Annotated in this window: 23 protein-coding genes; 5 read left to right on the top strand and 18 right to left on the bottom strand. The window is 66.4% G+C overall.

Annotated elements, in window-relative coordinates; translation table 11 throughout:
• Nucleotides 1-188: 188 nt before the first annotated feature.
• From guaA to HWX07_RS19350, 5 genes are all read right to left on the bottom strand, one after another.
• Nucleotides 189-1,808 (bottom strand): glutamine-hydrolyzing GMP synthase, encoded by a 1,620-nt coding sequence (guaA, locus tag HWX07_RS19370; protein WP_011549558.1) that lies wholly within the window; start codon nt 1,806-1,808, stop codon nt 189-191.
• A 107-nt stretch (nt 1,809-1,915) separates the two neighbouring features.
• Nucleotides 1,916-2,524 (bottom strand): hypothetical protein, encoded by a 609-nt coding sequence (locus HWX07_RS19365; protein ID WP_175877361.1) that lies wholly within the window; start codon nt 2,522-2,524, stop codon nt 1,916-1,918.
• A 6-nt stretch (nt 2,525-2,530) separates the two neighbouring features.
• Entirely contained in the window at nt 2,531-3,991 is a 1,461-nt protein-coding gene (gene guaB, locus HWX07_RS19360; protein ID WP_027784746.1) for an IMP dehydrogenase, read from the bottom strand.
• 278 nt (nt 3,992-4,269) lie between these two features.
• Nucleotides 4,270-5,079 carry a DUF2182 domain-containing protein gene (locus tag HWX07_RS19355; RefSeq protein WP_175877360.1) on the bottom strand — a complete coding sequence of 270 codons (810 nt, stop codon included), beginning with the start codon at nt 5,077-5,079 and terminating at the stop codon, nt 4,270-4,272.
• A 27-nt stretch (nt 5,080-5,106) separates the two neighbouring features.
• Nucleotides 5,107-5,871 carry a DUF899 domain-containing protein gene (locus tag HWX07_RS19350; RefSeq protein WP_069232832.1) on the bottom strand — a complete coding sequence of 255 codons (765 nt, stop codon included), beginning with the start codon at nt 5,869-5,871 and terminating at the stop codon, nt 5,107-5,109.
• 114 nt (nt 5,872-5,985) lie between these two features.
• Between HWX07_RS19350 and HWX07_RS19345 the strand changes: the two genes are divergently transcribed.
• The 3 genes from HWX07_RS19345 to HWX07_RS19335 all read left to right on the top strand — a co-directional run bounded on the left by HWX07_RS19345 (nt 5,986) and on the right by HWX07_RS19335 (nt 9,011).
• On the top strand, nt 5,986-7,206 hold the full coding sequence (locus HWX07_RS19345; RefSeq protein WP_175877359.1) for a helix-turn-helix domain-containing protein: 1,221 nt from the start codon (nt 5,986-5,988) through the stop codon (nt 7,204-7,206).
• Nucleotides 7,207-7,237: 31 nt separating this feature from the next.
• Nucleotides 7,238-7,924 (top strand): glutamine cyclotransferase, encoded by a 687-nt coding sequence (locus HWX07_RS19340; RefSeq protein WP_175877358.1) that lies wholly within the window; start codon nt 7,238-7,240, stop codon nt 7,922-7,924.
• A gap of 121 nt (nt 7,925-8,045) precedes the next feature.
• Nucleotides 8,046-9,011 carry a DMT family transporter gene (locus HWX07_RS19335; RefSeq protein ID WP_175877357.1) on the top strand — a complete coding sequence of 322 codons (966 nt, stop codon included), beginning with the start codon at nt 8,046-8,048 and terminating at the stop codon, nt 9,009-9,011.
• A gap of 42 nt (nt 9,012-9,053) precedes the next feature.
• On the opposite strand, the gene HWX07_RS19330 is transcribed toward HWX07_RS19335, so the two are convergent.
• Both HWX07_RS19330 and HWX07_RS19325 read right to left on the bottom strand, forming a co-directional pair.
• On the bottom strand, nt 9,054-9,377 hold the full coding sequence (locus HWX07_RS19330) for an RnfH family protein (protein ID WP_006478513.1): 324 nt from the start codon (nt 9,375-9,377) through the stop codon (nt 9,054-9,056).
• A gap of 4 nt (nt 9,378-9,381) precedes the next feature.
• Complete coding sequence (locus HWX07_RS19325; protein WP_006478512.1) at nt 9,382-9,819, bottom strand: type II toxin-antitoxin system RatA family toxin; 438 nt, start codon at nt 9,817-9,819, stop codon at nt 9,382-9,384.
• Between the two features lie 99 nt (nt 9,820-9,918).
• Between HWX07_RS19325 and smpB the strand changes: the two genes are divergently transcribed.
• Nucleotides 9,919-10,365: an SsrA-binding protein SmpB gene (gene smpB, locus HWX07_RS19320; RefSeq protein WP_006478511.1), complete on the top strand. Its 447-nt coding sequence runs from the start codon at nt 9,919-9,921 to the stop codon at nt 10,363-10,365.
• Nucleotides 10,366-10,514: 149 nt separating this feature from the next.
• On the opposite strand, the gene HWX07_RS19315 is transcribed toward smpB, so the two are convergent.
• The 3 genes from HWX07_RS19315 to ppsA all read right to left on the bottom strand — a co-directional run bounded on the left by HWX07_RS19315 (nt 10,515) and on the right by ppsA (nt 14,532).
• Nucleotides 10,515-11,450, bottom strand: coding sequence for an SPFH domain-containing protein (locus HWX07_RS19315; protein WP_175877356.1), 936 nt, complete (start codon nt 11,448-11,450; stop codon nt 10,515-10,517).
• 36 nt (nt 11,451-11,486) lie between these two features.
• Nucleotides 11,487-11,921: an NfeD family protein gene (locus tag HWX07_RS19310; protein ID WP_011549550.1), complete on the bottom strand. Its 435-nt coding sequence runs from the start codon at nt 11,919-11,921 to the stop codon at nt 11,487-11,489.
• Between the two features lie 208 nt (nt 11,922-12,129).
• On the bottom strand, nt 12,130-14,532 hold the full coding sequence (gene ppsA / locus HWX07_RS19305; RefSeq protein ID WP_175877355.1) for a phosphoenolpyruvate synthase: 2,403 nt from the start codon (nt 14,530-14,532) through the stop codon (nt 12,130-12,132).
• Between the two features lie 376 nt (nt 14,533-14,908).
• On the opposite strand from ppsA, the gene HWX07_RS19300 reads away from it, so the two are divergent.
• The gene (locus HWX07_RS19300; protein WP_011549549.1) at nt 14,909-15,724 is read left to right on the top strand and encodes a pyruvate, water dikinase regulatory protein; all 816 of its coding nucleotides are present in this window, start codon (nt 14,909-14,911) and stop codon (nt 15,722-15,724) included.
• A gap of 100 nt (nt 15,725-15,824) precedes the next feature.
• On the opposite strand, the gene HWX07_RS19295 is transcribed toward HWX07_RS19300, so the two are convergent.
• The 8 genes from HWX07_RS19295 to bamA form a co-directional block, all read right to left on the bottom strand.
• On the bottom strand, nt 15,825-16,607 hold the full coding sequence (locus HWX07_RS19295; protein WP_175877354.1) for an RNA methyltransferase: 783 nt from the start codon (nt 16,605-16,607) through the stop codon (nt 15,825-15,827).
• The gene (gene rnhB, locus HWX07_RS19290) at nt 16,604-17,251 is read right to left on the bottom strand and encodes a ribonuclease HII (RefSeq protein WP_175877353.1); all 648 of its coding nucleotides are present in this window, start codon (nt 17,249-17,251) and stop codon (nt 16,604-16,606) included. Before rnhB ends, HWX07_RS19295 begins: the two co-directional genes overlap by 4 nt.
• Nucleotides 17,248-18,417, bottom strand: a complete 1,170-nt coding sequence (gene lpxB / locus HWX07_RS19285; protein ID WP_043888491.1) for a lipid-A-disaccharide synthase — start codon at nt 18,415-18,417, stop codon at nt 17,248-17,250. Before lpxB ends, rnhB begins: the two co-directional genes overlap by 4 nt.
• Nucleotides 18,418-18,420: 3 nt before the next feature.
• Nucleotides 18,421-19,209 (bottom strand): acyl-ACP--UDP-N-acetylglucosamine O-acyltransferase, encoded by a 789-nt coding sequence (gene lpxA, locus HWX07_RS19280; RefSeq protein WP_006478502.1) that lies wholly within the window; start codon nt 19,207-19,209, stop codon nt 18,421-18,423.
• A 67-nt stretch (nt 19,210-19,276) separates the two neighbouring features.
• A complete protein-coding gene (fabZ, locus tag HWX07_RS19275) occupies nt 19,277-19,744 on the bottom strand; it encodes a 3-hydroxyacyl-ACP dehydratase FabZ (RefSeq protein WP_006495559.1) in 468 nt (155 codons plus the stop codon).
• A 129-nt stretch (nt 19,745-19,873) separates the two neighbouring features.
• Nucleotides 19,874-20,968, bottom strand: coding sequence for a UDP-3-O-(3-hydroxymyristoyl)glucosamine N-acyltransferase (gene lpxD, locus HWX07_RS19270; RefSeq protein WP_175877352.1), 1,095 nt, complete (start codon nt 20,966-20,968; stop codon nt 19,874-19,876).
• Between the two features lie 16 nt (nt 20,969-20,984).
• Nucleotides 20,985-21,482 carry an OmpH family outer membrane protein gene (locus tag HWX07_RS19265; protein ID WP_011549544.1) on the bottom strand — a complete coding sequence of 166 codons (498 nt, stop codon included), beginning with the start codon at nt 21,480-21,482 and terminating at the stop codon, nt 20,985-20,987.
• A 64-nt stretch (nt 21,483-21,546) separates the two neighbouring features.
• Nucleotides 21,547-23,856, bottom strand: coding sequence for an outer membrane protein assembly factor BamA (gene bamA / locus HWX07_RS19260; protein ID WP_006478499.1), 2,310 nt, complete (start codon nt 23,854-23,856; stop codon nt 21,547-21,549).
• Nucleotides 23,857-23,881: the final 25 nt, after the last annotated feature.

Raw genomic sequence — 23,881 nt, 5'->3', positions numbered from 1 at the left:
TCCAACTTAATTGCCTAGCCACGAGTTTGGCTGAACGCCCGATACCATGCCGGGGATTACAAATTCCAGGCATGGTATCCGTCGCGTTTTTCGATGGTGCGCCCCTCGCACACCACGAAAAAAACAGTTTATAAAGCGAGAGATAACGTTATTTTATCTTTTATAAAAATCAATAACGTACAACACGCTCACTCCCACTCGATCGTCGCCGGCGGCTTCCCCGAGATGTCGTACACGACCCGATTGATCCCGCGCACTTCGTTGATGATCCGGTTCGACGCGCGACCGAGCAGCGCATACGGCAGATGCGCCCAATGCGCAGTCATGAAGTCGGTCGTCTGCACCGCGCGCAGCGACGTCACGTAGTCGTACGTGCGCCCATCGCCCATCACGCCGACCGACTTGACCGGCAGGAACACCGCGAACGCCTGGCTCGTCAGGTCGTACCAGCTCTTGCCGACGTCGGCCTCGCCGCACAGGCCGGCAGCCGCATCCTGCGCGGTCGCGGTCGTGTTGCGCAGTTCCTCGATGAAGATCGCGTCCGCGCGGCGCAACAGCTCCGCGTATTCGCGCTTCACTTCGCCGAGAATCCGCACGCCGAGGCCCGGGCCCGGGAACGGATGGCGGTACACCATCTCCGGCGGCAGGCCGAGCGCGACACCCAGTTCGCGCACTTCGTCCTTGAACAGGTCGCGCAGCGGCTCGAGCAGCTTCAGGCCGAGCGTTTCCGGCAGGCCGCCGACGTTGTGGTGGCTCTTGATCGTCGTCGCCTTCTTCGTCTTCGTGCCGCCCGATTCGACCACGTCCGGGTAGATCGTGCCCTGCGCGAGCCACTTCGCCTTCGACAGCTTCTTCGCCTCGGCCTGGAACACCTCGACGAACTCGCGGCCGATGATCTTGCGCTTCGCTTCCGGATCGGTCACGCCGGCCAGATGGCCGAGGAACTGGTCGGACGCGTCGACGTGCACGACCTTCGCATGCAGGCGGCCCTCGAACATGTCGAGCACCATCTTGCCTTCGTTCAGGCGCAGCAGGCCATGGTCGACGAACACGCAGGTCAGCTGGTCGCCGATCGCGCGATGGATCAGCGCGGCCGCGACGCTCGAATCGACGCCGCCCGACAGGCCGAGAATCACTTCCTCGTCACCGACCTGCTCGCGGATCTTCGCGACGGCTTCCTCGATGTGGTTCTTCATGATCCAGTCGGGCTTCGCACCGGCGATCTGCAGCACGAAGCGCTCGATGATCTGGCGGCCCTTCACGGTATGCGTGACTTCCGGATGGAACTGCACCGCGTAGTAGCCGCGCGCCTCGTCGGCCATGCCGGCGATCGGGCAGCTCGGCGTCGACGCCATCAGCGCGAAGCCCGGCGGCAGCTCGGCCACCTTGTCGCCGTGGCTCATCCAGACCTTCAGCATCCCGTGGCCTTCGGCCGTCGTGAAATCCTCGATACCGTCGAGCAGGCGCGTATGGCCGTGCGCACGCATCTCCGCGTAGCCGAATTCGCGATGGTCGCTCCACTCGACCTTGCCGCCGAGCTGCACGGCCATCGTCTGCATGCCGTAGCAGATGCCGAGCACCGGCACGCCGAGATCCCACACGGCCTGCGGCGCACGCAGTTGATGGTCTTCGTACGTGCTCGCGTGGCTGCCCGACAGGATCACCGCCTTCGGCGCGAACTCGCGGACGAAGTCGTCGGACACATCGTTCGGATGGATTTCGCAGTAGACGTGCGCTTCACGCACGCGCCGTGCAATCAGTTGGGTGACTTGCGAACCGAAGTCGAGAATCAGGATTTTGTCGTGCATGGCTGCGGACGGGATGAAGAGAATAAGAAAAGCAGCGCACGAAGCGCTGCGTCAAAAGCATGGACAGCGGCGTCGGGCGGCAGGCGGCTCGCGCGACGCATCGCCGGTCAATCCTGCGACGGCGGGCGCGCGTCGAATGCGACGCTGCCTGACGCGCGCTCGGATGCGGCCGATGGAGCAGCCGCGACCGGCGCCGAAGGCGCCACCGGACGGCTGACGACCGGCTCGACCCGCGGCGGCTGCGTGGAGGCCGGCGCCGGTTCGACCGGACGCTTCGCGTCCCGGCCCTCGAGCGCCTTGGCCCTGTCGGCTCTTTCGCGCCGCCGCACGGCCGATGCGAGCCGCACGCCGCCGAGACCGAGCACGATCAGCGCGACCCCGGCCACCGCCGACAGCACCCGGCCGGCGGCCGCCAGCGCGGGACCGCTGCCGGTGCCGATCGACCACACGACCGTCAGCACGCCGGTCAGCCAGTTCACATGGCCGACCGCCCGTGCGACGGGCGCCGTGAGGTCGCCGTTGAACGCCGCATGAAACGCGAGCCACGCGAGCCCGAGCAGCGCGATGCCGAACGCCTGACCGAGCATCGCCGGCTGGATGTTCGCCAGTTGCAGCGCGTTGAACAGCGCCTGCCAGGGCGTCAGCACGAACAGCACGCCGAACGCCAGCAGCAGCACGGCATCGACGATCAGCACGGCTCGCAGCAGCGGTTTCATCGGCGATCAGTCCACGTGATAGTTTGGCGCTTCCTTCGTGATCTGCACGTCGTGCACGTGCGACTCGCGCATGCCCGCCGCGGTGATCTGGACGAATTCGGCCTTCTCGTGCAGCTCGTCGATCGTCTTGCAGCCGCAGTAACCCATGCTCGCGCGCACACCGCCGACCAGCTGGAACAGGATCGCGTTGACCGAGCCCTTGTACGCGACACGGCCTTCGATGCCTTCCGGCACGAGCTTGTCGATGTTCGCGGAGTTGTCCTGGAAGTAGCGGTCTGCCGCGCCGTCCTTCATCGCGCCGACCGAACCCATGCCGCGATACGACTTGTACTGGCGGCCCTGGTACAGGAACACGTCGCCCGGCGCCTCTTCGGTACCCGCGAACATGCTGCCCATCATCACCGCGTTCGCGCCGGCCGCGAGCGCCTTCGACACGTCGCCCGAGAAGCGCACGCCGCCGTCGGCGATGCACGGCACGCCGGTGCCCTTCAGCGCTTCCGACACGTTCGCGATCGCGCTGATCTGCGGCACGCCGACACCTGCGACGATCCGCGTCGTGCAGATCGAGCCCGGGCCGATGCCGACCTTGACCGCGTCCGCGCCGTATTCGACCAGCGCCTTCGCGGCGGCGGCCGTCGCGATGTTGCCGCCGATCACCTCGACGTGCGGGAAGTTCTGCTTGACCCAGCGCACGCGCTCGAGCACGCCCTTGCTGTGACCGTGCGCGGTATCGACGACGATCACGTCGACGCCGGCCTGCACCAGCAGCTCGACGCGCTCTTCGTTGTCCGGACCGACGCCGACCGCCGCGCCTGCGCGCAGCTTGCCGTGTTCGTCCTTGCACGCGTCCGGGTGCTCGGTCTGCTTCGTGATGTCCTTGACGGTCATCAGGCCGCGCAGTTCGAACGCGTCGTTGACGACCAGCACGCGCTCGAGGCGGTGGCTGTGCATCAGGGCCTTCGCTTCGGCGAGCGGCGTGCCTTCCTTGACCGTGACGAGGCGCTCGCGCGGCGTCATGATCGACTTGACCGGCTCGTCGAGGCGCGTTTCGAAACGCAGGTCGCGGTTCGTGACGATGCCGACGAGCTGCGGGCCTTCGACGACCGGGAAGCCCGAGATGCCATGCTGGCGCGACAGCGCGATCACGTCGCGCACCTTCATTTGCGGGGGCACCGTGATCGGGTCGCGGACAACGCCCGACTCGAAACGCTTGACCTTCGCGACTTCGCGGGCCTGTTCGGCCGGCGTGAGGTTCTTGTGGACGATGCCGACGCCACCCTGCTGGGCCATCGCGATCGCGAGGCGACCTTCGGTGACCGTGTCCATCGCGGCGGACACGAGCGGCATGTTCAGGGAGATGTTGCGGGTCAGCTTGGTCTTGAGGCTGGTGTCGCGCGGGAGAACGTCGGAGAAGGCGGGAACGAGGAGCACGTCATCGAAAGTGAGTGCTTTTTGGATCAGACGCATGGCAAATCCTATGGGCGCAAAAGCGAATTATACGCGAAGCGCCGTGAATTTTCACAACACGAACAACGGCTTAGCCGGTTTCGGCCGTTCGGGGGCCGAATCGTTCGGATCGCCGTTCGGTTCGTTTTCGATCGTTTTTCGTTTCACTGCTGCATCGAGCCATTCGCGCAACCGGCGGCCGGGCGGCATGTGCCCGTGTCGCGGCGGGGCCACACGGCCGCGACGGCGGCGGCCGCGCACGGCCTGGCGACCCACCGAAGCGGCTTGCCTGCCCTGCCTCACGTCAGCCCGGCCGCACGGGCGATCATCGCGATGCCGCCCGCCGCCACCCCGCAACCGACGATCCGCGCGACGCGCCGGCCGGCCGGCGCAGCGCGTTCCGCGGCGATCGCGACCGTCACGACGGTCATCACGCGCAGATCCATCATGCCGGCCGCCAACGCGACGGCCATCAGGTTCCCGCAACATGCGCCGCACCGGATCGCGGCGTGCGCGCCGTACCGCCATGCCGTGACGGCCGCTGCCCGCGGCCGATGCACGTCGTACGCCGCCGGGTGCCGGCAGCACGCGAGCCGGCGCGCCTTCCACCCGGAAAATTGCAACGCTCCCGCGGCCAGTACGACTGCGCCGGCCACGAACGGCATCGCCTGGGCGAGCGCCGGCAGACGGGCGGCGGCCGTCGTCAGTACGGCGGCGGCCGGAAACACGAGCGCGCCGAGCGCCATCCAGACCGAGAAATATCCCGCCCCCGCGACGACGACCAGCCAGGCCGATCGCGCCGCCGCCCGCGGGCCGATGCGCCGCCGGTAATGCCAGAGCTGCGGCGCGAGCACGGGCAGCATCATCGTCACCGTCATCGCGCCCCACATTCCGGCGAACGTCGCGAATGCGCGCCCGGCGCCCTGTCCGCACGGCCGCAGCCAGGCGGCCGAGGCGATCCAGCCGCCGGGCATCGGTTCGCCGCCCATCGCCACCATCGACGCGTGCTGCGCCAGCGTCGCCATCGCGGCGACTGCGAACACAATCGCGATCGCTACAGCGAATGCCCACGGACCGGGGGCCGTCTCGCCGATCGTTGTTCGCGTCATCGCGTGCTCCGCCCGTCACCGGCCCGCTCAGCCGCGCGCGTACTCGTCGTGACGGCGCCACCACGGGCCGGCCTCGTTGCGGCCGCGCGGCGCGCGATCGAGCCACTGGTACATCCCCCATAGCCCGTCGAGGCCGCGCGCGTAGGTCGAATACGTGTGATAGACGGCGCCGTCCTCGCGCACGAACGCGCTCATCCCCGGCCGGTCGAGCGAATACGTGGCCGCATCGGTGCCGCAGGTGGCCGCGAACTGCACGACGGGCGCCGGCGGCGGATCCATGTCCATCGCGTGGCCGGCCCGCGCATAGTTGTATTCGACGTCGCCCGCGCGCTGCTGCGTTTCAGTGAACGACACGTTGAAGTCGAAGTTGAAATCGCTGCCGACCGACGACGCCCACGGGAACGTCCACCCCATCCGCTGCCGGTACGCGAGCAGTTTCGCGAGCGGCGCGCGCGACACGGCCGCGAGCGTCACGTCGTGATGGGCCAGATGCACGGCAAAGCCGTCGAAGCCGTCGGCGAGCGCCGAGCACGACGGGCAGCCCGCCTTGTAGTCGGGGCCGAACATGAAGTGATAGACGAGCAATTGCGAACGGCCGCGAAACAGGTCGTCGAGCGTCGCCTGCCCTTCCTCGGTATCGAACCGGTAGGTCTTGTCGACGCGCACCCACGGCAGCGCCTGGCGCCGCCGCGCGAGTTCGTCGCTTTGCCGCGTCAGCGCCTTTTCCGCGTCGAGCAGCGCGCGACGTTCGGCCAGCCACTCGTCGCGGGTTCCGGTGAGATGAGTCGTCATTGCAGGTGCCTCCTTCCGATGGGTATCCGGGCACGGCGTACGGGGCCGTGTGCGTGGTGCTAGATTAGTGGCGGGCATCGGACCGGAGGGAGTGACAAGTGTGTCGGGATTCGGATGGATTCGCTGATCACGGCGGCCGCGCGCGCGCTCGCGGCCGGTGACGCGCTCGGCGCGCTGAACCGCGTCGCGCTGCGCGACGATGCTCCGGCGCTCGCGCTGCGCGGCATCGCGCTGGCGCAGCTCGGCGATTTCGACCGTGCGCGCGCGCTCATGCGCGCCGCCGCACGCGCATTCGGTGCGAAGGAAGCGGTCGCGCGGGCGCGCTGCGTCGTCGCGGAAGCCGAGATCGCGCTCGCGTCGCGCGACCTGCGCTGGCCGACGCGTGCGCTCGATGCGGCCTGCGCGACGCTCGACGCGCACGGCGATCGCGCGAACGCCGCGCATGCCCGCTATCTCGGCGTGCGCCGGTTGCTGCTGATCGGTCACCTCGACGAGGCGGAGCGGCTGCTTGCGCATCTCGATCCCGCGCCGCTGGCGCCCGCGGCACGCGCCACCCATGAATTGATCGCGGCCGGCATCGCGATGCGCCGCCTCCGCGCGCACGTGGCCCGGGCGGCGCTCGACCGTGCGCGGACAGCCGCCCACGCCGCCGGCATCGCCGCGCTGACGGCCGAGGTCGACACCGCGGCGCGCGTGCTCGACGCACCGGCCGCGCGACTCATCGCGCGCGGCACGTCGCGGCTCGTGCCGCTCGACGAGGTCGAGACGCTGTTCGAGTCGAATGCGCTCGTCGTCGACGCGTGCCGCCACACGGTGCGCGATGCGCGCACGACCGTGTCGCTCGCGCGGCGCCCGGTGCTGTTCGTGCTCGCCCGTGTACTGGGCCAAGCGTGGCCGGCCGACGTATCGAGAAACGCGCTCGTCGCCGCCGCGTTCCGTGCGAAACAGGCCGACGAGTCGCATCGCGCGCGGCTACGCGTCGAGATCGGCCGGCTGCGCGCGGTGCTGCGCCCGCTCGCGAACGTCGTCGCGACGCCGCGCGGCTTCGCGCTCGAACCGCTCGGCGTGCGCGAAACCGTCGTCCTCGCGCGTCCGGTCGACGATCGCCATGCGGCCGTGCTCGCGCTCCTCGCCGACGGCGAAGCGTGGTCGAGCTCCGCACTGGCGCTCGCGCTCGGCGCCAGCCAGCGCACCGTGCAGCGTGCGCTCGACGCGCTCGCGGAAACCGGCAAGGTGCAGGCGCTCGGCCGCGGACGCGCGCGCCGCTGGCTGACGCCGCCGCTGCCCGGATTCGCGACGACCTTGTTACTCCCGGTTGCGCTGCCGGGCGATTAGGATGGCCTCATCGAACGACGAGGTGACGAACATGAAACGCTCCACCGCAGAGATCCTTCACGAGTACGGCCCGTTTCCGGGCGTCGACGGCGTGCACGGCGTCACGTTCGACGGGCAGCACGTGTGGTACGCGTCCGGCGACAAGCTGAATGCGCTCGATCCCGAGCGCGGCACGACCGTCCGTTCTCTCGACGTCGCCGCGCACGCGGGCACCGCGTTCGACGGCCGCCACCTGTTCCAGATCGTCGAGGATCGCATCGAGAAGATCGACCCCGAATCGGGTCGCGTGATCGCGACGATCCCGGCGCCCGGCGGCGGCGCCGATTCGGGGCTCGCGTGGGCGGAAGGCACGCTGTGGGTCGGCCAGTACAGCGAACGCAAGATTCATCAGGTGGATCCTCAGTCGGGCGCCGTGCTGCGCACGATCGAATCGAACCGCTTCGTCACCGGCGTGACGTGGGTCGACGGCGAGCTGTGGCACGGCACGTGGGAAGCCGACCAGAGCGACCTGCGACGCATCGATCCGAGCACGGGCGAAGTGCTCGAGCAGATCGACATGCCGGCCGGCGTCGGCGTGTCGGGGCTCGAATCCGACGGCCACGACCGCTTCTACTGCGGCGGCGGCAACAGCGGCAAGCTGCGTGCCGTGCGCCGCCCGGCGCGCACGCGTACCGCCAGCGACGGCACGGACGGGATACTCGATCCCGCAGACGGCTGATCCGCCGCGTGCCCACGCTGCCCGAACGCGCCGCCGTGCCCCGAGTGCAGGAATGAACAAGACGCCGCCGCGACGGCATCGCTAAGATGCGCGCACCTCAGTCATTCGTTCGGAGCGGTCGATGCAGCGCGGCGTGGTGTACGGTGTCCTGGCAGGCGCCCTGTGGGGCATGGTGTTTCTCGTGCCGCGGCTGCTGACCGATTTCTCGCCGCTGCTGCTGAGCGCCGGCCGCTATACGATGTACGGCCTCGTGTCGCTCGCGGCCGCACTACCGGTCGCCCGCTCGCTGCTCGTGCGCTTGACCCGCGAGGATCTGGTCGCGCTGGTGAGGCTCGCCGTCATCGGCAACGTCGCGTACTACATGCTGCTGTCCGGCGCCGTGCACCTGATCGGCATCGCGCCGAGTTCGCTGATCGTCGGCGTGCTGCCCGTGACCGTCACGCTCGCGGGCCTCGGCGACCGTGGCGCCATGCCGCTGCGGCGGCTGGCCGCCCCGCTCGCGCTGGTGATCGCGGGTATCGTCTGCATCAACGTCGACCTGTTTACATCCGAAGCCGCGCACGCGACGACACTCGCCCAGAAGCTCGCGGGCATCGCCTGCGCGGCGGGCGCGCTCGCGAGCTGGACCTGGTACGCGGTGGCGAACACACGATACCTGCAGCGCCATCACCACTTCGGCGGCAACGAATGGTCGGTGCTGTGGGGAGTCGTGACGGGGTTGATCGGCGGGCTCTGCTGGATGGCGATCCTCGCGATGCCGGCCGGCACGGTGCAGGCGGCCGTCCCCGCATCGCGGTGGCAGTTGTTCTGGCTGCTGAACCTCGCGCTCGCGATCGGCGCGTCGTGGCTCGGCAACGGGCTGTGGAATGCCGCGTCGAAGCGGCTGCCGCTCACGCTGTCGGGCCAGCTGATCGTGTTCGAAACCGTGTTCGCGATGTTGTATGCGTTCGTGTACGACCAGCGGATGCCGCACGCGCTCGAGATCGCCGCGCTCGTGCTGCTGCTCGCCGGCGTATACGGCTCGGTGCGGCGGCACGGCGACACGCCGGGCAGCGCGTCGACAAACGCAAACGCCGCGGCCCATTGAGCGCCGCGGCGTTTGATCAGATCAATCGGAACGAAAAGCGCGTCAGCGCGCGTCCTTGTGCATCCACTTGCGGCCCTCGATCGAGCCTGCGCGGCGGGACTTGTCGACGCGCCGCTGGCGCGCGAGCTTCGGATCGACGATCAGCGGACGGTAGATCTCGACGCGGTCGTGATCGACGAGCGGCGCGTCGAGCGGTGCGAGCTTGCCGTACACGCCCGTCTTCGCGTGTGCGAGATCGATCTCCGGATGCAGCGCGAGCACGCCGCTCGCATCGATGGCCGAGCGCACGGTCGCCCCTTCGGGCAGCGACAGCGGAATCAGCGTCTGGCGGTCCGGCAGCGCGTAGCAGACTTCGATCGACAGCATCGCGTCACCCCTTCCCATAGCGCTGGTCCGCACGCTTCACGAACGAATCGACGAACGTGTTCGCGATGTGGCTGAACACCGGCCCGATGATCTTCTCGAGCAGGATGCTCGAAAACTCGTAGTGCAGCGCGAATTCGATCTTGCACGCATCGGCGCGCAGCGGGATGAAGCGCCACGAACCCGTGAACTTCTTGAACGGCCCGTCCGCGAACTCCATGTCGATCCGGGTCGGACGCTGCTGCGTGTTGCGGGTCGCGAAATGCTGCTTGATACCCTTGAAGTTGATGTCGATGCGCGCTTCCATCCCGCTCTCGTCCTGACGGCGAACCTCGACACCGCCACACCAGGGCAGGAAATTGGGGTAGTCGGCCACGTCGGTGACGAGGTCGAACATCTGTTCCGCCGAATGGCGGATCAATACGGTTTTCTGGACATCTGCCATAAATCGCGCGGCATCGCTTAAAGTGGGAACGCCAAGCCGGGCGATACGCGCCCCGCTTTGCTAAAATCGTGATTTTAAACGAGTTGGCCCGATCCTTTCATGAGCATCATCGACAACAGGAAAGCGCACTTCGATTATCACATCGAGGAACGCTACGAGGCGGGGCTCGTGCTGGAGGGCTGGGAAGTCAAGGCGCTGCGCGCCGGACGCGGCCAGATCAAGGAAGGCTACGTCGTGGTGAAGAACGCCGAGATCTTCCTGATCGGGACCCATATCAGCCCGCTGCCCGAAGCCTCGACGCACATCAAGCCCGACCCGGTTCGCACGCGCAAGCTGCTGCTGCACCGTGAGGAAATCAAGAAGCTGATCGGCAAGGTCGAGCAGCGCGGCTACACGCTCGTCCCGCTTAACTTCCACTACAAGGGTGGTCGCGTGAAATGCGACATCGCGCTCGCGAAGGGCAAGAAGCTGCACGACAAGCGCGAAACCGAGAAGAAGCGCGACTGGGAACGCGAGAAGGCACGCATCATGCGTGCCGGCACCTGACACACGGCGTTCATCGCAAACGACACGGCCCGCTCGAAGCGGGCCGTGTTGCTTTGGACTGCCTGAATCGCGCCGACCGGTCGCGGCTGCGCGACGATTCGCCGCAGGACGATACGCACGCGACAACTACGCGCGTATCGATTTCGGGCTCAGCCCTTCGCGCCGCCCCCCACACCCGCGCTCTTGACGATCGTCAGCGCCGACGAGATCGCGGTGCCGAGATCCGACAGGTTCGACGGCACGATCAGCGTATTGCCCTGCTTCGCGAGATTCGCGAACGCACCGACATACTGCTCGGCAACCTTCAGATTCACCGCGTCCATCCCGCCTTGCGACTGGATCGCGCTCGCGATCTTCTGGATCGCCTGCGCGTTCGCCTCGGCCACCGCCAGAATCGCGGCGGCTTCGCCCTGCGCCTGGTTGATCGCGGCCTGCCGCTCGCCTTCCGACTTCTGGATCGCGGCTTCGCGCGCACCCGACGCGAGGTTGATCTGCTCCTGCTTGCGGCCTTCGGATGCGGCGATCAGCGCACGCTTTTCGCGCTCCGCGGTGATCTGCGCCTGCATCGCATGCAGGATCTCCTTCGGCGGCGTCAGGTCCTTGATCTCGTAGCGCAGCACTTTCACGCCCCAGTTCGCCGCGGCGTCGTCGAGCGCCGACACGATGCTGTGGTTGATGAAATCGCGCTCCTCGAAGGTCTTGTCGAGCTCGAGCTTGCCGATCACCGAGCGCAGCATCGTCTGCGACAGCTGCGTGATGGCGAGCACGAAGTTGCTCGACCCGTAGGACGCCTTCATCGGGTCCATCACCTGGAAATACAGCACGCCGTCGACCTGCAACTGCGTGTTGTCGCGCGTGATACAGACCTGGCTCGGCACATCGAGCGGAATTTCCTTCAGCACGTGCCGGTACGCGATGCGATCGACGAACGGCAGCACGATGTTGAGACCGGGCGACAACGTCGCGTGGTAACGCCCGAAGCGCTCGAGCACCCATGCATGCTGCTGCGGCACGATCTTCACCGTCTTCGACACGATCACGATCGCGATGACGAGCAGGACAACCCAGATGACCAGCGAATCCATGAAGTATTTCCTCCTTGTTGTTGTATCAGCGGACGATCAGCCCGCGGGTTTCGCCACGACCACGAGGCAATTGCCGCGCACGGCGCTCACCTGGTACACACGCGCATCGTCGCGCTCGCCGTGCGCGAGCTCGACGTCCCAGTCGGCACCGCGATACTGCACGCGCGCGCGGCCGTCACGCCACGCGTCGACCGTGACGGTCGAGCCGATATCGAGATTGACGTCGGGATTCGTCGACGTGTCGCGCTTCTGCTTGCGGCCGAGCCCCGAACGGCGCAGCACGATCATCGCGACGATCGCGACCGCGGCCGCCGCGCCGAACTGCACGTGCGGCGCGAAACCGGCCAGTTGCAACAACCCGCCGGCGAGAAAGCCGAGCGCGATCATCAACAGATAGAACGTGCCGGTCAGCAACTCGGCCACGACCAGCACGCCGACTCCGACCCACCAGAACAGATGCCCCGACATCATTGTGGTCTCCAGAAAAACGTCCCCGATGCTCACTATATTCGCTGCGCTCGCGGCTGTGCGAAGCGGTCGGTACTCCTGGGGCGGTCCGGCGAGTACCGACGAAAAAAAACCCCGGTACTTACCGGGGTGTTTATAGCACGAACCTTGCATTTTGCCTTCAACGAAAGCGCGGCGGACCGCCCTTTCGCCGAAGTTGCATCACGGCTCGTTACTTGCGGTTGGCGGCGAGCGCCTGCCACGTATCGATGATCGTGTCGGGGTTCAGCGAGATCGACACGATGCCTTCGTCCGTCAGCCATTGCGCGAAGTCCGGGTGATCGGACGGGCCCTGCCCGCAGATACCGACGTACTTGCCCATCTTGCGGCAGGTATCGATCGCACGCTTCAGCAGGAACTTGACGGCCGGGTCGCGTTCGTCGAAGTCGACTGCCAGCAGTTCCATGCCCGAATCGCGGTCGAGGCCGAGCGTGAGCTGCGTGAGGTCGTTCGAGCCGATCGAGAAACCGTCGAAGTGTTCCAGGAACTCTTCGGCGAGAATCGCGTTGGTCGGGACTTCGCACATCATCACGAGGCGCAGGCCGTTTTCGCCGCGCTTCAGGCCGAACTTCTCCAGCAGGCCGACCACGCGTTCCGCCTGCTTCACGGTCCGCACGAACGGCACCATGATCTCGACGTTGGTGAGGCCCATCTCGTCACGCACGCGCTTCAGTGCACGGCATTCCATCTCGAACGCCTGCGCGAAGTCCTCGGCGATGTAGCGCGACGCGCCGCGGAAGCCCAGCATCGGGTTTTCCTCGTCCGGCTCGTAACGCGAACCGCCGATCAGCTTCTTGTACTCGTTCGACTTGAAGTCGGACAGACGCACGATCACCGGCTTCGGATAGAACGCCGCAGCGATCGTCGCGACGCCTTCCGTCAGCTTGTCGACGTAGAACTGACGCGGCGACGCGTGGCCGCGCGCAACGCTCTCGACCGCCTTCTTCAGGTCCTGGTCGATGTTCGGGTACTCGAGAATCGCCTTCGGGTGAACGCCGATGTTGTTGTTGATGATGAACTCGAGACGCGCAAGACCCACGCCACCGTTCGGCAGTTGCGAGAAGTCGAACGCGAGCTGCGGGTTGCCGACGTTCATCATGATCTTGACCGGGATTTCCGGCAGCTCGCCGCGCTGCACTTCCGTGACTTCCGTCTCGAGCAGCCCGTCGTAGATCTTGCCTTCGTCGCCTTCCGCGCACGACACGGTGACGAGCGCGCCGTCCTTCAGGATGTCGGTCGCATCGCCGCAGCCGACGACTGCCGGCACGCCGAGCTCACGCGCGATGATCGCCGCGTGGCAGGTACGGCCGCCACGGTTCGTGACGATCGCCGCCGCACGCTTCATCACCGGCTCCCAGTTCGGATCGGTCATGTCGGCCACCAGCACGTCGCCCGGCTGCACGCGTTCCATTTCCGACGGATCCTGGATCACGCGCACGGGGCCCGCGCCAATCTTCTGGCCGATCGCACGGCCCGTCGCGAGCACCTGCGACTGGCCCTTCAGCTTGAAGCGCTGCTCGGCCTTGCCGGATGCCTGGCTCTTCACCGTTTCCGGACGCGCCTGCAGGATGAAGATCTTGCCGTCGCGGCCGTCCTTGCCCCATTCGATGTCCATCGGACGCTGATAGTGCTTCTCGATGATGACCGCGTACTTCGCCAGCTCGATCACGTCGTCATCGGTGATCGAGTAGCGGTTGCGCTGCTCGTGCGGCACGTCGACCGTCTTCACGCGGCCCGGCTCGCCCGGCTGCGTGAACTCCATCTTGATCAGCTTCGAGCCGATCGAGCGGCGAATGATCGGGTACTTGTCTTGCGCGAGCGTCGTCTTGAACACGTAGAACTCGTCCGGGTTCACCGCGCCCTGCACGACGGTTTCGCCCAGGCCGTAGCTCGACGTGATGAACACGGCGTCCTTGAAGCCCGATTCGGTATCGATCGTGAACATCACGCCGGCGGCGCCGACGTCCGAGCGGACCATGCGCTGCACACCGGCCGACAGCGCGACTTCGGCGTGCGTGAAGCCCTTGTGCACGCGGTACGAGATCGCGCGGTCGTTGTACAGCGACGCGAACACGTGCTTCATGCGGTCGAGCACGTCGTCGATGCCGACGACGTTCAGATACGACTCCTGCTGGCCGGCGAACGAGGCGTCGGGCAGATCCTCCGCGGTCGCGGACGAGCGCACCGCGAACGACAGCTCGCTCGGCGAGCCGTTCTTCAGCACTTCGAACTGCGCGCGGATTTCCTGCTCGAGGCGCGGCTGCAGCGGTGCGTCGACGATCCATTTACGGATTTCGGCACCGGCTTCGGCGAGCGCCTTCACGTCGTCGATGTCGAGCGACTCGAGACGCTTGGCGATGCGATCGGTGAGGTCGTTGTGCTTGAGGAAATCGCGGAATGCGAGCGCGGTCGTGGCGAAACCGGTGGGTACGCGAACGCCTGCTTCGGAAAGCTGGCTGATCATCTCGCCGAGCGACGCATTCTTGCCGCCCACGATTTCCACATCGGTCATCCGCAACTGCTCGAACGGAATTACATACGCCTGGTCCTTTGCGACGTTTGCTGCGTTAGTCATACAAGCCCCTAAGTGTGAAAAAAATGCTCGATCGCGCAAGTGGGCTCGAACGCGGGCGCCTGCAAAAAGGCGCGGCGCGTCTTGCGCAACCTGTTAGATAAACATTCGCAGCGGCGGAAATCTTCCGACCCGATTTGCAAAAATCCCGGCAGAAGGGCGATATTTGCAGACAAATCGCCAGACTTGCCGGGAGTTTCGGAACCGCGCGGCCCAGCCACGGGGCGCCGTTCGCGCCCTGCCCCCGCAATTGCTTATCCAACAGGTTGCCGCTATTCTACCGTGCCGGCTGCCGGATGTGGCGCGACCTTGTCACTGGGTCTGGAGGCTCGCCTCCAGCCGCCCGCGCAACTGCCCTTCACGCTCGACGTCCAGATTCATGCTGCCTACCGTATTCATCGTCTCCGACGGCACCGGGATCACTGCCGAAACCTTCGCGCACTCGATCCTCTCCCAGTTCGACCAGAAATTCCGTCTCGTGCGCGTGCCGTTCGTCGACTCGCTCGACAAGGCCTATGCGACCGTCGAAAAGATCAACGAGGCCGCCGTGCACGACGGCCGTCGCGCGATCGTGTTCACGACGCTCGTCGACAGCGAGTCGAACGACATCGTCAAACGCTCGAACGCGCTCGTGCTCGACATGTTCCAGCGCTTCGTCGAACCGCTCGAGCAGGAACTCGAGCTCAAGTCGAGCCACGCGATGGGCCGCGGCCACCAGAACGCGGACACCGAGGAATACAAGACGCGGATCGAGGCGATCAACTTCTCGCTCGCGCACGACGACGGCCAGTCGAACCGCAACCTGTCGGAAGCCGACGTGATCCTCGTCGGCGTGTCGCGCAGCGGCAAAACGCCGACGAGCCTGTATCTCGCGATGCAGTACGGGGTGAAGGCGGCCAACTATCCGCTGATTCCGGAAGATTTCGAACGCGGCAAGCTGCCGTCGGCGCTGGCGCCGTACAGCGAGAAACTGTTCGGGCTGTCGATCGACCCGCAGCGCCTGTCGGAGATCCGCAACGAGCGCCGGCCGGGCAGCAAGTACGCGGCACCCGAGAACTGCCGCTACGAGATCAACGAGGCTGAAGCGATGATGCGTCGCGAAGGGATCAAATGGCTGTCGTCGACACACAAGTCGATCGAGGAAATCGCGACGACGATCCTGCAGGAAATCCGGCTCGACCGCCAGTCGTACTGAGCGCGGAAGCGCTGGCGGCCGTCAGGCCGTCGCCGAAAGCAACAAGGCCGCGTCAAACGCGGCCTTGTTTCGTTCTACGGCACATGCACCGCGCGCGGCGTCACGCCGGCCGCTGCTGCCGTACCTGTTCGAACAGGCACACCGCGGCGGCAGCCGCCACGTTCAGCGACTCCATCCCGCCCGGTTGCGGAATCGTCACGCGATGCGCGGCCGCGTCGCGCCAGAATGCCGACACGCCGGCACCTTCGTTGCCGAACACCCAAGCGACAGGCCCCGACAGGTCGCAGTCGTAGACCGCCTGCGCACCGTGCGAGTCGGTCAGCGCGACCGGGACGCCAAGGCGTTCGGCGAGTTCGCCGGCATCAACGTCCTCATGGATCGACAGCAGGAAATGCGCGCCCATGCCCGAGCGCAGCACCTTCGACGACCACGCATAGGCCGTCCCCGGCGCGCAGAACACGTGACGCACGCCGGCGGCCGCCGCGCTGCGCAGGATCGAGCCGACGTTGCCGGCATCCTGCACGCCGTCGAGCACGACCGACGTGTGCGTCACGCGTTCGGGCAGCGGTTGCGCCGGCCGGTCGACCAGCAGCAGGAAACCGACGCCGCTGACGACGTTCGACAACTGCCCGAACAGCGCGTCCGGCAGTGTGACGATCCGCTGCGCGTCGATGCGCGCGACGATCGCCTGCGCCTCGGCGTGGCCGAGCGCGCCTTCCGTCGTGACGCACAGCTCGGGCGTCGCACCCGTATCGAGGTACGCGCTTGCCAGATGGAAGCCTTCGAGCAGCGCCTGGCCGCTGCGGCGCTGATGGGGCGTCGAACCCGCGAGCGCCTTCAGGCGCTTGTACAGCGGATTGTCGCGGGAAGTGATGCTTTTCATCGAATCAGGTCAAGCGCCGCGCGAACCGGCGCGAACGAGCGCCGATGCGCTTCGCACGGGCCGTGCTCGCGGAGTGCGGCAAGGTGTTTCGCGGTGCCGTAACCCGCATGCACGTTGAAGCCGTACACCGGGAAGCGTTCGTGCAGGTCGACCAGCATCCGGTCGCGCGTGACCTTCGCGAGGATCGATGCGGCCGAGATGCTCGGCACGAGCGCGTCGCCGCTGACGATCGCCTCGGCACGCACGCTCAGCGTCGGGCACCGGTTGCCGTCGATCTGCGCAAGCGTCGGCAGTACCGACAGGCCTTCGACGGCCCGCTTCATCGCGAGCATCGTCGCATGCAGGATATTCAGCGTATCGATCTCGTCGACACTCGCCGACGCGACGCAATACGCGTGCGAACGCGTGACGATCAGGTCGTACAGTGCGTCGCGCTTCTTCGCGGACAGCACTTTCGAATCGTCGAGCCCGTCGATCGGCTGCGCCGGATCGAGGATCACCGCGGCGGCGACTACCGGCCCCGCGAGCGGGCCGCGGCCGGCTTCGTCGACGCCGCAGACGATCTCGTCCGGGCGGCTGAAGTCGAAGCCGCCCTGCAGCACGTCGCTCGACGCGCGGCGGCGCGGTGCGCGCACTGCGGTCATGCGCGCCCCTTGCGTTGCTCGAGCACACGCACGACGGCCTCGGCCGCCTTCGCGGCCGTGTTTTGGCGCAGCGAGAGATGCATTTCGGTAAACACTTCGGTCAGCGTGCGGCGGTTCGCGTCGTCGCGCAGCTGCGTGAGCGTCGCATCGGCGAGCGCCTCGGGCGTCGCGAAATGCTGCAGCAGCTCGGGCACGACGAAGCGCCCCGCCAGGATGTTCGGCAAACCCACATACGGCAAGTAGCCCTGCCGGCGCATGATCTGCCCGGTCAGCCAGGGCACCTTGTACGAGATCACCATCGGCTTCTTCAGCAGCGCGGCTTCCAGCGTGACGGTGCCGCTCTTCACGAGGATCGCGTCGGCGGCCGTCATCGCGACCTGCGAGCGGCCGTCGGTGATCGTCAACGCGAGTTGCGGATGCGCGTCGACGAGCGGCTGCAGCAATTCGCGCAGTGCGGGCGTCGCGGCCGGCATCACGAATCGCACGCCGGGTTCGCGCTGCTGCATCAGCGCCATCGCCGCGAAGAACGTCGGGCCGATCAGCGCGATCTCCGAGCGCCGGCTGCCCGGCAGCACCGCGATCACCGGGCCGTCGGCCGGCAGACCCAGCGCGATGCGCGCGCCGTGCGTGTCGGGTTCGAGCGGGATTTCGTCGGCGAGCGGATGACCGACGTAGGTCGATGCGACACCCGCCTTGTCGAGGATCGCCGGCTCGAACGGGAACAGGCACAGCATGTGGTCGACGGACTTCGCGATCTTCTTGATACGGCCGCCGCGCCACGCCCAGATCGACGGGCACACGAAGTGGATCGACGGGATGCCCGCGTCGCGCGCGGCCTGCTCGACGTTGAAGTTGAAATCGGGTGCGTCGACGCCGATGAACGCGTCCGGCCGCTCGGCGAGCAGCTGGCGCTTCAGTTCGCCGCGAATGCGCAGGATCTCGGGAATCTGGCCCAGCGCCTCGACATAGCCGCGCACGGTCAGCTTGTCCATCTGCCAGTGCGAGTCGAAGCCCTGCGCGATCATGCGCTGGCCGCCGATCCCGTAATACTGGGCCGATTCGGGCAGCCGCTCGCGCAGCCCGCCGAGCAGCGACGCCGCGAGCAGATCGCCCGACGGCTCGCCGGCCACCATCGCGAGTCGCAGCTGATTGGTCGGGAGCGGCATCGCTTAGCGGATGATGCCGCGTTGCGACGCGTCGATGAACTCGACGAGCGCCGTCACCGGTGCATCGCCGTCGCCGCCCGCTTCAGCGAGTTCGCGCAGTTGCACCTTCGCTTCTTCCAGCGACAGACCGTTCTTGTACAGCACGCGGTACGCGCTGCGCAGCGCCGAGATCGCATCGGCCGAAAAGCCGCGCCGGCGCAGCCCTTCGACGTTGATCCCGTGCGGCTCGGCCTTGTTGCCAGCGGCGATCACGAACGGGGGGATGTCCTGCACGAGCGCCGACGCGCCGCCCAGCATCGAGTGCGCGCCGATGCGCACGAACTGGTGCACGCCCGACATCCCGCCGATGATCGCGAAATCGCCGATCTCGACGTGACCGGCCATCTGCGCGTTGCTCGACAGGATCACGTTGTTGCCGACGCGGCAGTCGTGACCGATGTGCACGTAGGCCATGATCCAGTTGTCGTCGCCGAGCGTCGTCACGCCGACGTCCTGCACGGTGCCCGTGTGGATCGTCGTGAATTCGCGGATCGTGTTGCGGTTGCCAATCACGAGCTTCGTCGGCTCGTCCTTGTACTTCATGTCCTGCGGACGGCCGCCGACCGACGCGTAATGGCCGATGCGGTTGTCCTCGCCGAGCGTCGTATGGCCTTCGATCACGCTGTGCGAGCCGATCGTCGTGCGCGCGCCGATCGTGACGTGCGGGCCGACGATCGCGTACGGGCCGATCTCGACCGATTCGTCGATCTGCGCGCCCGGTTCGACGATCGCGGTAGGATGAATCCTGGTCATGCGCCGTTGCCTCTCGATATGATGTGTCGCGTTGTTCGCGTGATGTTACCCATGCGTGCCGCGTCGCTCAGGGCGCCGCGTCGGCCGTCTTGACCGTGCACATCAGTTCGGCTTCCGCCGCCACCTTGCCGTCCACTTCCGCCACTGCCTTGAACTTCCAGATGCCGCGGATGTAGCGCTCGAACGTCACGTTCAGGATCAGCTGGTCGCCCGGTTCGACCACGCGCTTGAAGCGCGCGCCGTCGATCCCGACGAAGTAATACAGCGTGTTCTCCGGGTCCTTCGGCTGCTCTTCCGCGAACGTCAGCAGCGCCGCGGCCTGGGCGAGCGCCTCGAGGATCAGCACACCCGGCATCACCGGCCGCTTCGGGAAATGCCCCTGGAAGAACGGCTCGTTGATCGACACGTTCTTCAGCGCTTTGATCCCTTTGTGCGGCTCGAGTTCGAGCACGCGATCGACGAGCAGAATCGGGTAGCGATGCGGCAGCAGCGTGAGGATCTTGTGGATGTCGAGATTGATTTTTTCAGTGCTCATGATGGTTCGTCTCACGCAGAGGCTGCGCGGTGGTGATGCAAAGGCTGAAGCGGGCCGCCGCGCGGCCCAGTCTGACAAACCGGGCCGGTTGCGCTGGCCGTGCCCGGTTCGTGGTCTCGCATGATGCGCTCAGGCGTCGGTGCCGCCCTGGGCGGCGAGCGCGGCTTCGAGCGCCTTGATGCGCTCGCGCAGCTTGTCGAGGTTGCGCACGAGCGCGGCGCTCTTGTTCCATTCGCCGTGGTCGACGGCCGGAAATGCGCTGGTATAGATGCCGGCCTTCGGCAGCGACTTCGATACGCCCGACTTCGCGGTGATGATCACATAGTCGCCGAGCGTCACGTGGCCGGCGATCCCGGCCGCGCCGCCGATCATGCAGTGGCGGCCGATCGTCGTGCTGCCCGCGATGCCGGCGCTGCCGGCGATCACCGTGTACGCGCCGATCCGGCAGTTGTGGCCGATCTGGACCTGGTTGTCGATCTTCACGCATTCCTCGATGACGGTATCCGCCATCGCGCCGCGATCGATCGTCGTGTTCGCGCCGATTTCGACGTCCGGGCCGATCGTCACGCCGCCGACCTGCGGGATCTTGACCCAGCTGCCGGTGCGCGCGTCGCCGTCGCCGACGAAATCCGGTGCGAAGCCGAAGCCGTCGGAGCCGATCACGGCGCCCGCATGGACGATCGCGCGCGGGCCGACCTTGCAGCCGTGGTACACCGATGCGTTCGGATAAAAGTGCGAGCCGGCGCCGATCGTCGTGCCGCGGCCGACGAACACGTTCGCGTCGAGCTGCACGCCGTCTTCGATCACCGCGCCGGCCTCGATCGTCACGTGCGGGCCGATCACCGCGGTTGCAGCGACCTTCGCGGCCGGATCGATCGTCGCGCTCGGATGCACGCCGGCCGCGCGCGGCGGCGTGGCGAGGTCGATGAACATCTGCGCGACGCGCGCGAAGTACGCGTACGGATTCGGCGTCACGATGAAGTTGCGGGGGCCGGCCATCCGGCCTTCAGCGGCCGCACCCAGCTTTTCCAGATCCTTCGGTGCGATCAGGACCGCACCGGCGCGGGTCGACTCGACCTGCGACAGGTACTTCGGGTTCGCGAGGAACGCGAGCTGCTGAGGGCCCGCCTGGTCGAGCGGCGCGAGCCCGCCCACCTTGCACTGTGCGTCGCCGGCGATCTCGCCGCCGAACCGTTTTACGAGTTCCTCAAGCGTCAATGCCATTCGTCGTCTGCTCCGTTCAGTTCGTCGAGCCGGACGCGAGCGCCTTGAGCACCTTGTCGGTGATGTCGATGCGCGGGCTGACGTACACGGCTTCCTGCACGATCAGGTCGTAATTCTGCTGCTCGGCGATCTGCTTGATGACCTTGTTCGCCTTTTCCAGCACGGCCGCCAGCTCTTCGTTGCGACGCTGGTTCAGGTCTTCGCGGAACTCGCGCTGCTTGCGCTGGAAGTCGGTGTCGAGCTGCGCCAGATCGCGCTGCTTCTGCGCGCGATCGGCCGCCGACAGCGACGCGCCGTTCTTGTCCAGCGAATCGGACATCGACTTCAGACGCGCCGCCAGGTCCTGCAGATCCTTGTCACGCTTCGCGAACTCGGCTTCGAGCTTCGTCTGCGCCGCCTTGGCGGGCGCCGACTCGCGCAGGATCCGATCCGAATTGACCGCCGCGATGCGGGCGACGTCCTGTGCGTGCACCGTTGCCGCGCCCAGGGCCAGCGCAACGGTCAGCGCGCACATCACTCGTTTCGAAAACTTACCGGTTAGCAAAATTACCCTCTCGTTGCTGTTGTCATGCGTTCGGTCAGAACGCCGTCCCGATCTGGAACTGGAATTTCTGGTACTGATCGCCTTCGTGCTTCTGCAGCGGGAAGCCCAGGCTCAGCTTCAGCGGGCCGATCGGCGAGATCCACGCGAGACCCACACCGTAGCCGTAACGCAGGCCGTTGGCGCCCGTACTCGTGCCGCCCGGCGCATTGCCCCACACGTTACCGCCGTCGAGGAACGTGAACACGCGCAGCGTGCGGTCGTAACCCGTGCCCGGCAGCGGGAACGTCAGCTCGATGTTGCCGACCAGCATCTTCGAACCGCCGATCGGGTCGTTCGTCTTCGTGTCGCGCGGGCCCAGCGAGCTCGGCTCGTAGCCCCGCACGGAGCCGATACCGCCCGCATAGTAGTTCTTGAAGATCGGGTACGGGTTGCCGATACCGTTACCGTAGCCGCCTTGCAGGTTCAGGCCCAGGATGAAGCCGCGCGAGAACGAATAGTAGTACTGCGCCTGCAGGTCGGCCTTGTAGTACTGGATCTTGCCGACCGGCACGCCGTACTCCATGTTCGCCTGCGTGAAGTAACCGCGGCTCGGAATCAGCGCGCTGTCACGCGCGTCGCGCGACCATGCGACCGTCAGCGGCACCGTGTTCGACACCCGGCCGAACTCGTTCACGTAATCCTGATAGCTCTGCGGCGTGTTCGAATCGACGTCCAGGCGGTTCTGCTCGAAGCCCGCGCCGAAGTAGACGGTGTCGACTTCCGAGAACGGAATGCCGAACTTCAGGTTGCCGCCCGCGCTGATGATCCGGAAGCTCGAGCTCGTCGAATAGTAGAGCGGCTGGTACGTGCGGTAGAAGACATCGGTGATCCGCTTGATGCCGTCGACCGTGAAGTACGGATCGACCTGCGTGACGGTCAGCGTGCGGTAGCTCTTCGCGGTGTTGACGTTCACCGACAGGCTCGTGCCCGAACCGAACACGTTGTCCTGCGACACGCCGGCCGACAGCACGACCTTGTCCGTCGACGAGAAGCCGGCACCCAGCGTGATCGCGCCGGTCGGCTTTTCGTCGACCTTCACGTTCACGTCGACCTGGTCGTTCGTGCCTTCGACCGGCACCGTCGTCACGTCGACGTTGGTGAAGTAGCCGAGGCGGTTCACGCGGTCCTTCGACAGCGCGAGGCGGTTCGAGTCGAACCACGAGCTTTCGAGCTGGCGCATCTCGCGGCGCACCACTTCGTCGCGCGTGCGCGTGTTGCCGACCACGTTGATGCGGCGCACGTACACACGGCGGCTCGGATCGACGACGAGGTTCAGGTTCACCTTGTGGTTCGCCTGGTCGATGTCCGGCTGCGCGTTGACGGTCGCGAATGCGTAACCGTATTCACCGAGCTTGTCGACGATCGACTTGGTGGTCTGCTGCAGCTTTTCGGCCGAAAAGCGGTCGCCCGGCTTGATCTTGATCAGCTTGTTGAGCTCGGCCTCGCGATCGAGCAGGTTGCCCGACAGCTTGATGCCCGACACCGTGTACGGCTCGCCTTCATGCAGCGTGACCGTCAGGTACATGTCCTTCTTGTCCGGCGAGATCGACACCTGGGTCGACTCGATGTTGAACTCGAGATAGCCGCGGTTCAGGTAGTACGAGCGCACGGCCTCGAGGTCGCCCGTGAGCTTTTCCTTCGAGTACAGGTCGTTCTTCGTGTACCAGGAGAACCAGTTCGGCGTCGACAGCTGCATCTCGTCGCGCAGCGTGCTGGTGCTGAACGCCTTGTTGCCGATGAAGTTGATCTGGCGGATCTTCGCGCTCGGGCCTTCGGCCACCGCGAACAGGATCGACACGCGGTTCGCGTCGACCGGCGTGATCGTCGTCTTGACCTCGGCCGCATAGAAGCCGCGCGTCAGGTACTGGCGCTTGAGCTCCTGCTCCGCCTTGTCGACGAGCGCCTTGTCGTAGTAGCGGCCATCGGCGAGGCCGACCGCGCGCAGCGCCTTCGTCAGGTTGTCCTTGTCGAATTCCTTCGTGCCGGTGAAGTCGATCGACGCGATGGCCGGACGCTCCTGCACCTGCACGATCACGACGTTGCCCTGCGTGGCGATGCGCACGTCGTTGAAAAAGCCCGTCGCGTACAACGCGCGGATTGCTTCGGATGCCTTGTCGTCCGTGAAGGTATCGCCCTGCTTGATCGGCAGATAGGCGAACACCGAACCCGCTTCGACGCGCTGCAGCCCCTCGATCTTGATGTCTTGCACCACGAACGGTGCCGCTGCATGCGCCGCGAGGCCGTGCGCGGCGAGCGCGGCCGCTGCAACTGTCTTAGGTACAAAGCGATGAGGTTTGAACAACATGCATCCCCAATATTTAGCTGCATCA

This window comes from Burkholderia sp. BCC0097, assembly GCF_902832985.1.
Taxonomy (GTDB): domain Bacteria; phylum Pseudomonadota; class Gammaproteobacteria; order Burkholderiales; family Burkholderiaceae; genus Burkholderia; species Burkholderia orbicola.
Note: the sequence above shows the minus strand (reverse complement) of the source record. Positions and strands in the feature narration are given on the sequence as shown.